The organism is uncultured Sulfitobacter sp. (genome assembly GCF_947500075.1).
Taxonomy (GTDB): domain Bacteria; phylum Pseudomonadota; class Alphaproteobacteria; order Rhodobacterales; family Rhodobacteraceae; genus Sulfitobacter.
Genome location: NZ_CANMQS010000004.1, coordinates 530,228 through 543,405, shown reverse-complemented (window position 1 = coordinate 543,405; position 13,178 = coordinate 530,228). Strand labels below are relative to the sequence as shown.

The 13,178-nt window shown below is 64.0% G+C and carries 17 protein-coding genes; 5 read left to right on the top strand and 12 right to left on the bottom strand.

All coding sequences use genetic code 11. The annotated features are described in order from the left end of the window. Positions 1–124: 124 nt before the first annotated feature. The gene (locus Q1A91_RS15535) at positions 125–448 is read right to left on the bottom strand and encodes a sarcosine oxidase subunit delta (protein WP_299879309.1); all 324 of its coding nucleotides are present in this window, start codon (positions 446–448) and stop codon (positions 125–127) included. A 37-nt stretch (positions 449–485) separates the two neighbouring features. Then, positions 486–1,730, bottom strand: coding sequence for a sarcosine oxidase subunit beta family protein (locus tag Q1A91_RS15530; protein WP_299879306.1), 1,245 nt, complete (start codon positions 1,728–1,730; stop codon positions 486–488). Between the two features lie 237 nt (positions 1,731–1,967). On the opposite strand from Q1A91_RS15530, the gene ccmI reads away from it, so the two are divergent. Genes ccmI through Q1A91_RS15515 form a run of 3 tightly spaced genes read left to right on the top strand, consistent with a single transcriptional unit; the run spans position 1,968 to position 3,905 of the window. Beyond that, positions 1,968–3,191 carry a c-type cytochrome biogenesis protein CcmI gene (gene ccmI, locus Q1A91_RS15525; protein WP_299879303.1) on the top strand — a complete coding sequence of 408 codons (1,224 nt, stop codon included), beginning with the start codon at positions 1,968–1,970 and terminating at the stop codon, positions 3,189–3,191. Further along, on the top strand, positions 3,188–3,676 hold the full coding sequence (ruvX, locus tag Q1A91_RS15520; RefSeq protein WP_299879300.1) for a Holliday junction resolvase RuvX: 489 nt from the start codon (positions 3,188–3,190) through the stop codon (positions 3,674–3,676). Before ccmI ends, ruvX begins: the two co-directional genes overlap by 4 nt. Continuing rightward, entirely contained in the window at positions 3,669–3,905 is a 237-nt protein-coding gene (locus tag Q1A91_RS15515; RefSeq protein WP_299879297.1) for a DUF1289 domain-containing protein, read from the top strand. Before ruvX ends, Q1A91_RS15515 begins: the two co-directional genes overlap by 8 nt. A 16-nt stretch (positions 3,906–3,921) precedes the next feature. On the opposite strand, the gene Q1A91_RS15510 is transcribed toward Q1A91_RS15515, so the two are convergent. The 5 genes from Q1A91_RS15510 to dusA form a co-directional block, all read right to left on the bottom strand. Continuing rightward, positions 3,922–4,170 carry a hypothetical protein gene (locus Q1A91_RS15510; protein WP_299879294.1) on the bottom strand — a complete coding sequence of 83 codons (249 nt, stop codon included), beginning with the start codon at positions 4,168–4,170 and terminating at the stop codon, positions 3,922–3,924. Positions 4,171–4,305: 135 nt separating this feature from the next. Beyond that, positions 4,306–5,046, bottom strand: a complete 741-nt coding sequence (locus Q1A91_RS15505; protein ID WP_299879291.1) for a hypothetical protein — start codon at positions 5,044–5,046, stop codon at positions 4,306–4,308. Continuing rightward, on the bottom strand, positions 5,037–5,858 hold the full coding sequence (locus Q1A91_RS15500; protein WP_299879287.1) for a sulfite exporter TauE/SafE family protein: 822 nt from the start codon (positions 5,856–5,858) through the stop codon (positions 5,037–5,039). Before Q1A91_RS15500 ends, Q1A91_RS15505 begins: the two co-directional genes overlap by 10 nt. 27 nt (positions 5,859–5,885) lie before the next feature. After that, a complete protein-coding gene (locus Q1A91_RS15495) occupies positions 5,886–6,263 on the bottom strand; it encodes a hypothetical protein (protein ID WP_299879284.1) in 378 nt (125 codons plus the stop codon). A gap of 141 nt (positions 6,264–6,404) precedes the next feature. Further along, positions 6,405–7,415, bottom strand: coding sequence for a tRNA dihydrouridine(20/20a) synthase DusA (dusA, locus tag Q1A91_RS15490; RefSeq protein ID WP_299879281.1), 1,011 nt, complete (start codon positions 7,413–7,415; stop codon positions 6,405–6,407). Between the two features lie 123 nt (positions 7,416–7,538). Here dusA and Q1A91_RS15485 point away from each other — a divergent pair, with 123 nt between their 5' ends. Beyond that, positions 7,539–7,925: a nuclear transport factor 2 family protein gene (locus Q1A91_RS15485; RefSeq protein WP_299879278.1), complete on the top strand. Its 387-nt coding sequence runs from the start codon at positions 7,539–7,541 to the stop codon at positions 7,923–7,925. Here Q1A91_RS15485 and Q1A91_RS15480 read toward each other — a convergent pair. Genes Q1A91_RS15480 through Q1A91_RS15465 form a run of 4 tightly spaced genes read right to left on the bottom strand, consistent with a single transcriptional unit; the run spans position 7,922 to position 10,354 of the window. Further along, a complete protein-coding gene (locus Q1A91_RS15480; RefSeq protein ID WP_299879275.1) occupies positions 7,922–8,404 on the bottom strand; it encodes a DUF6505 family protein in 483 nt (160 codons plus the stop codon). The two genes, Q1A91_RS15485 and Q1A91_RS15480, sit on opposite strands and share 4 nt — an antisense overlap. 1 nt (position 8,405) lies before the next feature. After that, the gene (locus tag Q1A91_RS15475; protein ID WP_299879272.1) at positions 8,406–9,110 is read right to left on the bottom strand and encodes a biotin/lipoate--protein ligase family protein; all 705 of its coding nucleotides are present in this window, start codon (positions 9,108–9,110) and stop codon (positions 8,406–8,408) included. Next, complete coding sequence (locus tag Q1A91_RS15470) at positions 9,107–10,162, bottom strand: Mrp/NBP35 family ATP-binding protein (RefSeq protein WP_299879269.1); 1,056 nt, start codon at positions 10,160–10,162, stop codon at positions 9,107–9,109. The genes Q1A91_RS15475 and Q1A91_RS15470 overlap by 4 nt, the downstream gene beginning before the upstream one ends. Further along, entirely contained in the window at positions 10,163–10,354 is a 192-nt protein-coding gene (locus tag Q1A91_RS15465; protein WP_299879266.1) for a DUF6494 family protein, read from the bottom strand. Positions 10,355–10,447: 93 nt separating this feature from the next. Between Q1A91_RS15465 and Q1A91_RS15460 the strand changes: the two genes are divergently transcribed. Then, the gene (locus Q1A91_RS15460) at positions 10,448–11,173 is read left to right on the top strand and encodes a hypothetical protein (RefSeq protein ID WP_299879263.1); all 726 of its coding nucleotides are present in this window, start codon (positions 10,448–10,450) and stop codon (positions 11,171–11,173) included. On the opposite strand, the gene Q1A91_RS15455 is transcribed toward Q1A91_RS15460, so the two are convergent. Then, entirely contained in the window at positions 11,167–13,113 is a 1,947-nt protein-coding gene (locus Q1A91_RS15455) for a 4Fe-4S binding protein (protein WP_299879260.1), read from the bottom strand. The genes Q1A91_RS15460 and Q1A91_RS15455 overlap by 7 nt on opposite strands. Positions 13,114–13,178 lie beyond the last annotated feature (65 nt).

The window sequence follows — 13,178 nt, the reverse complement described above, 5'->3', positions numbered from 1 at the left end:
CGAAGGAAGACGGAGTGGATTGTGCGGGCAAGCCCGCGTTCGATTTTATGATTTTTGCTTTGGCAAAAATGGGCGAGACGCTGTCTCGCGCTCTGGGATATTTTTGGAGAAAAGAGGGGGGTGGTCATGGGTGTGGGTTCCAGTCCGGGCGGCGTGCGCGGATGCGGTCGAGGATGTCCTGTGGCGGCTCGGTGGTCTGGGCGCTGTAGGTGCCGAAGATTTCGAGGGTCATGGTGCAGCGGGCCATGTGGAACCACTTGCCGCAGCCGTTCTGGTGGCGCCAGCGTTCGAAGTGCACGCCTTTGGGGTTGGCGCGCATGAAGAGGTAGGATTCAAAATCGTCGTCGGACGCGCCGGGGCCGAAGCGGGTGAGATGCGCTTCGCCGTGGGCGTGGAATTCGGTTTCCTCGGCGGTGACGCCGCAGTTGGGGCAGTGGATGTTCAGCATGTCAGGCCTCCCTGCGGGGTTTGGAGCGGGTCGGTCATCAGTGTGCCACCCCCGCTGCCACGCTTTCATCGATGAAGCGGCCTTCGCGGAAGCGTTCCATCCCGAAGGCGTCGGTGAGCGGCGAGCGGCCTTTGGCCATCAGTTCGGCCATGGCCCAGCCGGAGCCGGGAATGGCTTTGAAACCGCCCGTGCCCCAGCCGCAGTTGATGAAGATGCCATCGACGGGGGTTTTGCTGAGGATCGGCGAGCGGTCACCGGTCACATCCACGATGCCGCCCCATTGGCGCAGCATTTTCAGGCGGGAGATCATCGGGAAGGTCTCGACCAGCGCGCGCACGGTTTCCTCGATGTGGTGGAAAGACCCGCGTTGGGTGTAGTTGTTGTAGCCATCCGTGCCGCCGCCGATGACCATTTCGCCCTTGTCGGACTGGCTCATGTAGCCGTGCACGGTGTTGGCCATCACGACGATGTCCATGCAGGGTTTGATGGGTTCAGAGACCAGTGCTTGCAGGGCAACGGATTCCACCGGCAGACGGAAGCCTGCCATGTCGGCCAGATGGCCGGAGTGGCCTGCGACCACCATGCCGAGTTTGTCGCAATCGATGTCGCCGCGGTTGGTGGAGACGCCGACGACTTTGCCACCCTCCGCGCGGATGCCGGTGACTTCGCATTTCTGGATCACGTCCATGCCCATGTCGGAACATGCCCGCGCATAGCCCCATGCGACAGCGTCATGCCGGGCGGTGCCGCCACGGGCCTGCCAGAGCCCCCCCAGTACCGGATAGCGCGGCCCGTCGATGTTCATGATCGGGCAGAGTTCCTTGACGCGCGCCGGGGTGATCCATTCGGTCGTCACACCTTGCAACGCATTGGCATGGGCCGTGCGTTTGTAGCCGCGCACTTCGTGTTCGGTCTGGGCCAGCATGATCACGCCGCGCGGCGAGAACATGACGTTGTAGTTCAGATCCTGGCTCATCGTTTCATAGAGAGAGCGGGATTTTTCGTAGATCGCCGCAGAGGGGTCCTGCAGGTAGTTGGAGCGGATGATCGTGGTGTTGCGTCCGGTGTTGCCGCCGCCGAGCCAGCCTTTCTCAAGGATCGCCACATTGGTGATGCCGAAGTTCTTGCCCAGATAATAGGCCGTGGCCAACCCATGGCCCCCTGCCCCGATGATGATCGCATCATAGCGTTTTTTCGGCTGCGCATCACGCCACGCCCGCGTCCAGCCGGTGTGGTGGCGCATCGCCTCACGGGCGACTGCAAAAACGGAATACTTCTTCATATGCGTCCCTGTGGCATGGCAAACGGGCGGATTCGGGGTGTGGTATGCCCCTGAACTCTTCTGAACGGATGCTCAGATAAGAGGATACTCCCCACGGCATTCCTTAGCAGTTTTGCGACATGGGCGGCAATTGAGCGGCGCAGATGGAGGGTGCGACACATTTGGCCCCTTTTGCAGCGGGCGCGCAGCGATTAGATACCGGGCAGGGAAAACCGAACGAAAAGGGCGCGAGCGCCGATGTTATTCTGGATCATCACCGTGGCGATGGGTTCCGCTGTCGCCTTCTTGCTGGCGCGCGCCATGATACGCGGTGCCGCAGACCCGGTGGAGGATGCCGCGGATTACGATTTGCGCGTCTACCGCGACCAGTTGGCAGGGGTCGAAAAGGATGTGGCGCGCGGCGTGATCTCGGCCGAGGATGCCGCACAGGCCAAGACAGAGATTTCCCGGCGCATTCTGGCAGCGGATGCTGCGGTGAAAGAGGCGGACGTGACCGGTGGCACGCCGCAGGGGTTGTTTGTTGCCGCCCTTGGTCTGGCTTTGGTGGGCGCGTCGGCGGGGCTTTATGCGGTGCTGGGTGCGCCGGGGTATGGCGACATGTCCCGCGCGGACCGGATCGCCTTTGCCGAAGAGCTGCGCGAAAACCGCCCCAGCCAGCAGGCCGCCGAAGACAGCCTGCCCGAGATGCCCAATGCGCCCGAACCGGCTGAGGAATTCATGGTGCTGGTCGAACAGCTGCGCACCGCCGTGGCCAACCGCCCTGACGATGTAGAGGGCCATATCCTGCTGGCCCAGACCGAAGCGCGCCTTGGCAATTTCGCCGCCGCTGCACGGGCGCAGGAACACTTGGTGCGCATGCGCGGGGAAGAGGTCACGGTCGCGGAACTGGGCGACTACGGGGAGCTTCTGGTGCTGGCGGCGGGGGGCTATGTCTCTCCGGAAGCGGAGCGGGTGTTTCGCGCCACGCTAGATCTGGATGAGACGGACGGGCGCGCGCGCTATTACATCGGGTTGATGCGCATCCAGACCGGGCGGCCGGATATTACGTTCCGCCTGTGGGATCAGCTTTTGCGCCGGGGGCCACCGGAGGCCGCGTGGATCGGCCCCATTCAGCAGCAGATCGGACAGGTCGCGGCTCTGGCCGGCGTGCGGTACGAGATCCCGGCGGTGGGCTCAGGTGCGCCCGGTCCGTCACAGGAGGACATTGATGCCGCAGGCGACATGAGCGTGGCGGAGCGGATGGAGATGATCGGCGCCATGGTCGAGGGCCTTGCCGACCGGCTGGCCAACGAAGGCGGGCCGCCCACCGATTGGGCGCGGCTGATCACCTCGCTTGGGGTGTTGGGCCAGCCCACGCAGGCGCGCGCGGTCTTTGACAATGCGATGGTGGTGTTTGACGGGGACGCGGGTGCGCTCGACATTATCCGCGATGCCGGATCGCAGGCCGGGGTGGCGGAATGATCCATGAGGAGGCCGCAGACTTCGCGGCCAGCCTGCCGCCGATGCAGGCGCTGATCGGGCTTGATCTGGGTGAAAAGACCATCGGCGTCGCGGTGAGCGACAGTTTCGGCCATGTGGCCACGCCATTGGAGACGATCAGGCGGCGCAAGTTCGGGCTGGATGCCGCCCGGCTGGTGGAGATCATTGGCGCGCGGTCCATTGGTGGGCTGGTGCTGGGCCTGCCGCGCAACATGGATGGCTCGGAAGGGCCGCGCTGCCAGTCCACGCGGGCCTTTGCGCGTAACTTCGACCAGCTGCATCCCCTGCCCATCACCTTCTGGGACGAACGCCTGTCCACGGTTGCGGCGGAGCGTGCGCTGCTGGAAGCGGACGCCTCACGCAAACGTCGGGCGGAGGTCATTGATCACGTGGCGGCGGGGTATATCTTACAAGGGCTGCTGGACCGTCTGGCAGTGCTGCGCAGTCAAGAGGTATCTGATGAGTGACGAGGTCTGGAAACGGCAGGAGATCGAAAGCCCCTGCGTGAAGATCTGCGTGATCCATCCCGAGACGCGGCTGTGTACGGGCTGCATGCGCTCGATTGATGAGATTGGCAGCTGGGGGCGGATGTCACCGGAGGTGCGCCGCGCCATCATGGATGAACTGCCCAGCCGTGCGGGTCTGCTGACCAAGCGCCGGGGGGGCCGTGCGGCACGTCTGGCGCGCAAGCCCTGAGCCTTGTTTGATGCGCTTAACGCGCGCCCGCGATGCTAAAAAGGAAATCGAGCCCCAGATCATGGGTGATCGCGCCGCCCAGCCCTTCGGGGGCGTAGTTGGCGTTGGCGGCATAGCCGGAAATCGTGGTGAAGCCGAGCATGTCAGGCTGGCGAAAATTGCCTTTCATGCCAAAGGCATGCTGCCCGCGCATGGGTGCGGTTGCGTTTGTATACATCACGTTGCCCTGCCCTGCGGTGTTCGGTCCCGTCATAACAATCATCATCGTTCAATACCCCGTCCCTACGGTTTGATACCCGTCCAAGTATCCGCGAAGAGATGGCAAGAATGGGGCACTGCGGGGGTCATGATGGGGAAATCAGGCGACAATGCGGGGGCAGACTTGGTCTTTGTCTGTGGATCAGAGCCAATCGGCGGCATGCGTCTGGGGACGGAAGTAGGCGATCATCCGGCCTTCGGGCGGTGCGGTCTCGTTGTCGGCCCAGGGGGCCACGCCATGCAGCAGGTGACGGTGGAGCAGGATCGACTGGCCCGGAGTGGCCTGGACGGGCTGCGGCGTGATTTGCGCGAAGACGTCGCGGCGGGCGGCCTGGTAGTCTTCGGTCAGGTCCACGGTTGCCGGATCCCGCGTGCCAATCGCCGCACGCAGGGCGTCGCCCATGATCCGCTGGCTGCCGGGCCAGACCATCAGCGGGGCGGCGGTGCAGGCATTCAGGGGCAGGCCGAGGATGAAGGCGTGTGGCTCCCGCAGAAACCGCCGCCGCGCGGGCCCTTCGGGCAGCAACCCGTCCACATGGGCCGCGTGCCGCGTGATGCGGTAGCGGTGGTTGGCGTCTGATTCCCCCACGTCCTGTCTGGGGTAACCGGGGTAGACAATCGACAGCTGTGCCGCGTGCCAGTGATCCGGCGCAGTGATGTGGTCCTGCCACGGGCCATGGAGCGGGACGCCGTTGATCGCCCCCGCGCCATCATTCGGCAAGGCATCGACGCCCACAAACCATGTCTCGCCATGGCGCAGGTTGGCCGCGCGGATCTGTGGATCAGACGACAGCGCCCTGCCCGCCTGCACCGCAGCCGCCGCCCAGCGGGCAACATCTGCTTCCGCCTCAAAGACGACAAAGCCGTCATCGCTCAGCCCCACAGCGCTTTTCTCAGCATGTTGAGCGCCACGGCGATCAGAAACACCGCAAAGACGCGCTTGAGCGGTTTGGGATCCATCGCATGGGCCAGCTTCACGCCCAAGGGGGCGGTGATCAGCGTCATCGCGATCACGATCCCAAAAGCCACCAGATTGACCGTGCCAATCGTCAGCGGCGGCTTGCCTGCCTGCATCTCGACAAAGAGAAACCCGATGACCGCAGGCACGGCAATCACCACGCCAAACCCCGCCGCCGTCGCCACGGCCCGGTGAATGGGCGTGTTGAACAGGCTCATCAACGGCACCCCAAAGCTGCCCCCGCCAATCCCCATCAGCACAGAGGCAAAGCCCACCGCAGGCGACAACGCCAGCCGCCCCGCGCCGCGCGGCATCCTTTGCCCCAGCCGCCATTCCGCGCGGCCAAAGCCCATGTAAAGCCCGACAATCAGCGCCAGAATGCCAAAGATCGCCTGCAAGGTCTGCGACCGCAATCCGGCCACCACGAACATGCCGATCACCGCCCCCACCGCGATCCCCGGTGCCCAGCCGCGCAGGATCTCCCAATCCACCGCACCTTTCCTGCTGTGCCCATGCACCGACCGCAGCGAGGTCACGATGATCGTCGCCAGTGAGGTCGCCAGACACATCTGCATCAGCTGCGGCCCGTCATAGCCCAGCGTCTGAAAGGCATAGAAAAACGCAGGCACCAGCACGATGCCGCCGCCCACGCCCAAGAGCCCCGCCAGCACGCCGGCAAACGCACCAATGGCGGCCAGCAGCAGGGCCATGCTGATCAAAAGCGTGGGATCGGGCATTCAATACGTCCTTCGTCAATCGCGCCGCTACATCTGCCCTGAACGCCACGCGGCCACAATGAAAAAGGGCCAGACCGCGATGATGAACCCAAAGACCGCCACCGGCCCCACAGGGATCCCCCCCTCAGCCCGCCCCAGCCAGATCGGGACGACCCACAGCAGCACAAAAAACGTCTTGTAGACCACCTGAAACAGCAGCACCGGCCAGAACCGCAGCGGATCCATCAGCGCAAGGGCCGACACCACCAACACGCCCGCCCAAAGCGACGCCACCAGCATCCGCAACGCCGGCGCATCCGCAATCCCGCCAAATGCGGCCAACGCCTCTCCCACCGGATGCCGGATCAACCCCGCCACCACAGGCACCAGGATCAGAATGTTCAGAACATATGGAATGTGATGCACTGCGCCCTCCTTTTAAAAGACCTACGCCAACCCCTCCCCATTGGATCAAACAGCAGGACAGGTCTCCCCCCTCTCCGCCCCTTCCAAATGGTTTAAAAACCCCCCCGGAGGGTTAAAATCTCTTCTGGTGCCCGCCTTCGGCTATTCCGCCGCCTGTTGCCGCCCCAAAGCCAAGACCTCCTCCAGTGCCGCCAGAACCAACTGGGGTCCCGCGCCCGGTTTCGCCACGCCTTCCGACAAGGTCCGCCGCCACACCCGCGCGCCGGGCCGCCCGGTGAAGAGCCCCAGCATGTGCCGGGTGACCTGATGGAGCCTGCCGCCCGCCACCAGATGCGCCTCGATATAGGGCAGCATCGCGCGCACAGCGTCTTCGGCGGTGGTATCCGTGCCCTGTCCGAAAATCCGCCGGTCGGCGGTGCTGAGGATCTCTGCGGGGCTGTGATAGGCTGCGCGGCCGATCATCACCCCGTCCAGACCCGCATCCAGCAGCGCCTCCGCCTGATCCAGCGTGGTGATGCCGCCATTGAGGGAGATGTGCAGATTGGGAAAATACTGCTTCATCTGCATCACCAGCGGATAATCCAGCGGGGGAATGTCGCGGTTTTCCTTGGGGCTGAGCCCCTGCAACCATGCCTTGCGCGCATGGATCGTCACGCGGGTGCAGCCTGCGGCGATGATCTGGGCCAGAAACTCCGGCAGGACCTCGGCAGGCTCCTGATCATCCACCCCGATGCGGCATTTCACGGTCACATCCACATCGACCGCCGCGCGCATCTCGGCCACGCAGGCGGCCACCAGCGCAGGACGTTCCATCAGCACCGCGCCAAAGCAGCCCGATTGCACCCGGTCTGACGGGCAGCCGACGTTGAGGTTGATCTCATCATAGCCCGCCGCTTCCCCCAGCTTTGCGGCTTGGGCCAGTTCCACCGGATCAGAGCCGCCCAGTTGCAGCGCCACAGGATGTTCCGCCTCGCCATGGTCCAGCAGATGCAGCGCCCCGCCCCGCACCAAGGCAGGGGCCGTGACCATCTCCGTATAGAGCAACGCCCGCCCGCTCAGCAGCCGGTGCAGATACCGGCAGTGGCGGTCGGTCCAATCCATCATCGGCGCCACAGACAGGCGGGCGGCCTGTTCAATTGCTGGGTTGGGCATCGGGACGTGTCCTTGGCGGGTTGGGTTTGGTTGGGCTGTTAGCAGCCTTGGGCGTTTTGGGAAAGGTGCCTGCGTTGACAGCGATTTGGGCGCTGCTTACGGTTTTGGCAGGCAGGAGGGACGATGTCAGCGCAATTGATCAGCGATTTCTGGGCGGCGATGGGGACCAATGATTTCGGTCATGCCAGCACGTTCTTGCATGCCCAATATGAGTATTTCATGCCGCAAACCGGGGAGTATCTGCGCGGGCGCGACGCCTTTGCCGCGCTCAACAGCGGGTTTCCGGCGGAGGGGCTGTGGCAGTTCAATGTCGTGCGTCTTGTGGCGGGGGACCATGACGCGGTGTCCGACGTGGAGGTCAGCGATGGCACGCGGCATGACCGGGCGGTGACGTTTCACACGATCGAAGACGGGCTGATCCGGCGGCAGGTGGAATACTGGCCCGACCCCTACCCGGCCCCTGCCTGGCGGGCGCCTTTTGTGACCGTGCTGGACAAGCCGCCATTCTAGTCTTCGTCGAGCGACCCGTGAATGGCGAATTGGTCCAGACCCGCATCGCGGGCCTCCACGATGCGCACGCTTTCCTTCACCCCGGCCTCTGTCAGCTCGCGTGAGATCAGCAGCAACGTGTTGGCAGGCTGGCCGTCACAGGTCTCCACCATGTGCATGAGTTCCTCGCGGGCCACGCCTTCGGCTTCCGCCACGGAGGGCGCGCCGTAGATGTCGACGAAGTGTTGGGCGAGCGCTGTCACGAGGGTGTCGAGTTCGGCCTGTTCGATCTGGGTGATCGCCACCACCGACACCCTGCCAAAGGTTTCCACCCCCAGCCAGCCGTTTGAAAACGCCTGCCGGGCCTTGCCGGTCAGGTCGGCCTCAGACCAGTTGGAGAATTCAAAGCCGCCCGAGATGCACCATTCCCCGGTGCGGGCGGGTTTGTGGAAGATGTTCATGTCACTTTCGTCAAAGTGGATCGCGCGGGCGAGCATCATGTCAGGACCCCTCCAATAGGGTGGTCAGGGGGATGAGGTGGGTGGTGTCACTGTCGCGCAGCAGCATGCCAAAATCTTCGTCGATGCCGAGGAAGGTGCCGCTCATCGCCCCCTGCGCGGCGTCTTCGCCGATGCCATAGGCCAGCGCGCGCCAGTCGCTGTGCAGCGTCGCGGGGCCTGCGTCCTGCCATGTGTTGATGCCCACAAGGGTGTGTTTGACCCAAGCCTCCAGCAGATCAACGGCATTCACATCCGCGCAACCTTCGGCATAGAGCGCTGTCTGGTCCGGGGTTTCGCCGGGGTTGTCGCTTTCGGGCCAGAGCGGCAGCGTCAGGCCAACAACCAGCCAGTCGGGTTCCGCTTTGGGATCATTGGTAGACGCAGCCACACGCAGCCCGCCGCAGGTGGCTCCATTGATGCGGATGCCGCCGTGCCAGTCGAGGTGTACGGCCACTTCCGGCGGTGCCAGCGCGCCGAGGGCGTTTTGGAACCCCACACCGCAGAGCGGCAGCATCGCCATCGCCTTGTCCAGCGTCACGTCAGGGGCGAAGACCAGAGCGGCGCGCAGGGCGTTGGCGCTGAGGTTGTGTACGACGAGGCCAGCATCACAGCCACGGGCGGCTTCCACGCAGGCCTTGTCGAAAGGATCCACATGACCTTCGACCGCCAAGCCGCTGAAAAGAGGGGGAAAGGTGGGCGTCGTCATGCCTTGCCCGCCGCGATCAGGGATTTGGCGACGTTGCGGAAGGCTTCGGCCTGTGCGCTCTCGGGTTTGGAGACCACGATGGGTGCGCCGCCGTCTGCGGCCACACGGATGTCGAGATGCAGGGGAATTTCAGCGAGAAGTGGCACGCCGAGTTTCTCCGCTTCCGCCTTCACGCCGCCATGGCCGAAGACGTGCTCTTCGTGCCCGCAGTTGGAGCAGATGTGGGTGGACATATTCTCGATCATGCCAATCACGGGCGTGCCCATCTGGTTGAACATGTCGATGCCCTTGCGCGCATCCAAGAGCGCCACGTCCTGCGGGGTGGAGACGATCAGCGCGCCGTCGAGTTGCGCCTTTTGCGCGAGCGTCATCTGCACGTCCCCGGTGCCCGGCGGCAGATCCACGATCAGCACGTCCAGCGCGCCCCATTGCACCTGTCCCAGCATCTGTTGCAGCGCGCCCATCAGCATCGGGCCGCGCCAGACCACAGCCTGATCTTCGTTTGTCATCAAGCCGATAGACATCATTGTTACACCAAAATTCCGCAGCGGCAGGATGATCTTGCCATCGGGACTTTGGGGCCTGCCGGAAACGCCCAGCATGCGCGGCTGGGACGGCCCGTAGACGTCTGCATCCAGCATCCCCACCCGGCGGCCTTCGGCAGCCAGCGCACAGGCGAGGTTGGCCGCAACGGTGGATTTGCCCACGCCGCCCTTGCCGGAGGCGACGGCGATGATGCGGTCGATGCCGGGGACTTTTTCGGGGCCTGCGGGTTCGGCCTTTCGGCCTGCTTTCAGATCGGGGGGTGGTTTGGGCGTGCTGTGCGCTGTCATCACGATGGAGACGGACGCAGCCCCAAGGGCGGCCAGTTTCTCTTCGGCCTCTGCCTTGGCGGGCAGGAAGGGATCGGGGGCGTCCACTTCCATCACGAACCGCACGGCGCCGGCGTCAACGCTAAGCGCGCGGACAAGACCCGCTTCGACCAGATCCACGCCGGAGGGGGCTTTGACCGTTTTCAAACAGGCCAGAACGTCTTCTCTTGAGATGCTCACTTATGCGCCTTCGATCTTGCCGGTGACTACATGCTCAAGGTCGATGCCGTCCACGGTCAGGACCATTTTTGCCTCAAAGCTGTTGCCGGCGGTGTCGCCTGCATTGCGCATGGCTTCTTCGATGGCCTGCTGGGAGGTCACGCCCACCTGCTTGAGAAATTTGCGCATCGACATGTTGAAGTCTTCGCTCATCTGATGGTCCTTTGTGGATTTGGAAAAGTTGACGGAAACACACTAACGCCCCTAGGCTGACGTGCAACCTGAGCCGGGTGTGAGAGGGGTGCAATGTTGAAGAAACTTATTGGTGTGGCGCTGCTTATGGCCAGCCCGGCGCTGGCGCAGGAGAAAGCCTTCACCCTGCAAGCCCCGCAAAGTCTGGTTGAGACCGGGTTGATGAAACACATGCTGCCGCGGTTTTCGTTGAAGACGGGGATACGGATCACCGTCAGCGAGGGGGCGGGTGACGCGGCCTTCGGGCCGGACGGCACGCCGGTGTTTCGGCAGGGCGATACCGTCTGGGCGCTGAGCAAGACGGACGGGCAATACACGGATGCGTTTGAAACATGGCTGCTGTCGGACGTGGGCAAACGCACGATTGAGGCTTTTGCGCCCGATGGGGAGGCAATGTTCAGCGCGGATGTCAGCGTGCAGGCCAAGGTGCAGGTGGCGGCGGTCACAGGCGATCTGGTGTTGGGCGAGGAATCGAGCCTCACCAAATGCGGACGCTGTCATGTGGTGAATGAGAAGAACCGGATGAACGCCATCGGCTCGACCCCGTCGTTCGCCCTGATGCGCACCTTCCCCGACTGGCAGGAGCGGTTCGAGACGTTTTTCATGCTGCGCCCCCATCCCGCCTTCACGCAGGTGGCGGAGATCACGGAGCCGTTTCCGGAAAACCTGCCCTCTCCCATTGCCCCGATTGAGGTCACATGGGAGGAGATTGAAGCAATCACGGCCTATGTCGGCTCCATCGCGCCTGCCGATCTGGGGGCAGCGTTGCAAACTCAGTGATCCTTGCGTTTGGAGAAGTAGTCCTCGGAGGTGCGCACGCGGGGGCGTTCGCCGCCCTGAAATGGGTTGTCGGTGGAATGGTACTGCGCCTGAATGCGGCAGTTCTCGCACATCTGGATCATTTTGGCCGCGTCTGAGGTGGCGAACATCGCGTGTTTGCCCGCGAGCTTTTCGGTGATCTTCGCAATGGTGGATTTGGAGCCGAAGAGGCTGCCGCATTCGATGCAGGCAAAGGGTTCCTCTTCGTTGATGACCTGCTGGGTGAAGGCGGCGTCGGTCAGATTCATCTGAGGTTTCAGGGTGATGGCGTCTTCGGGGCAGATGTTGCTGCACAGCCCGCATTGCAGGCAGGCGTCTTCCTGAAAGCGCAGTTGCGGAAGATCAGGGTTGTCGCCCAGCGCGCCGGAGGGGCAGAGGGAGACGCAGGAGAGGCAGAGCGTGCAGGCGTCTTTGTCCACCAAGATCGCGCCATAGGGCGCGTTTTCGGGGAGGTCGAGGATTTCGGCCTCCGGCTGTAGCGCCTTGGCGGCGAGGCGCGCGACCTGACGGCGGGTGCCCATCGGCAGGACCGGGGCGCAGGTGCGCGTTTCGGGTGTTGTGTCATAGAGCGTGTCGCACAGCGCATCCGGGTCAGCGGGGTACAGCAGGCGGACGGCCTCTGCCCCGGCCATGGCGGTGGTGAGGGCGGCTTGGATGTCCAGCACCTCCCTTTCGGTTTTGGGGGACATCAGGATATCGACATGCTCAAACCCGGCGGAGAGCGCGGCAAGCATTTCCGCGTGGCCGAAGCCCGACAAAGCATCCACTTCCAGCGGGATCACATGGGCGGGCAAGCCCCGGCTGAAACGGGCCGCGAGGGAGATCATTTCCACCCCATGTGTCGCGTCATGGACCAGCAAGTGCGGCGCGGTACCGCCCGATTTGCGGTAGGTAGACGCCAAAGTGGTGAGCCTGCGGAAGATCGCATCGACGGGCGGCGCGTCATAGCTGATGGCTCCGGAGGGGCAGACGGCGGAGCACGACCCGCAGCCTGCGCAGATCATCGGGTCGATGGCGACATGTTCCCCGGCGGAGGTGATGGCCCCCGTGGGGCAGACGTTGAGGCAGTTGGAACAGGCCGCTTGTTCCGCGCGGCTGTGAGCGCAGAGGCTGGGCTCCAAGCGCACGTAGAGGGGTTTCTCAAACGTGCCGACGAGTTGCGAGGCTTCCAACACGGCTTTGGCGATGGAGGGCGCGTGGGACGGATCGGCGCGCAGGTAGCCTTCGCGCTTGTCGGGGGCGGGGACGAGGGCGGAAGCGCCAGAAAGATCAAGGATGATGTCGCAGCCGGAGACCGCGCCGTTTTGGGGATCGCTCAGCGTGAAGGCCCCGCGCCCGCCGGGCTGGATCTGTTGCAGGGCGTCGAATTTGACGGTGAAATCACCCAATGCACCCGCGACGGTGCGGATGGTGCCGACGACGCAGTCGAAGGCGCGGCTGGCGGGGATCAGGTCGGGGTCGCTCAGCAAAACGGTGATGGCGAGGGTTTCGCTGAGGTCAGCGGCCGCGGCAAGGGCGGCCTCCCCCCCGATGATCAGGCAGGTGCCGTCAGAGACCACGTCCACGGATTTGCCAATCGGCAGGGCAAGGGCCGCTTCGGCGGCGAGGGCAGCCATCTTGGGCGCGGCATTGCCTTCGCCCCAGCCCGCGCGGTCGCGCAGGTCGACGAAACCGGGGGTGTCGATGTCGAGTTCAGCCGCGAGGTCTTCGAAGGTCTGGCGTTCCTGCTGGCAGGCGATGAGTGCCTCCCCCTGCCCCAGTTCCTTGGCCGCCTGTTCGATCTGCGTGGTACAGAGCGCGGTGTACACCCTGGAGCATGCCACCCCCGCACCTTCCGCGATGCCTTCTGCATTTACAGACTGGCTGCCTGCGCAGTCACATAGAATAAGCCGTTTGGCCATTTTTGCCCCTCGATCTGTCTGCTGCAGGTGCAGCGCGCCCGGTAGGCTAGCCGCGATTCACCCTC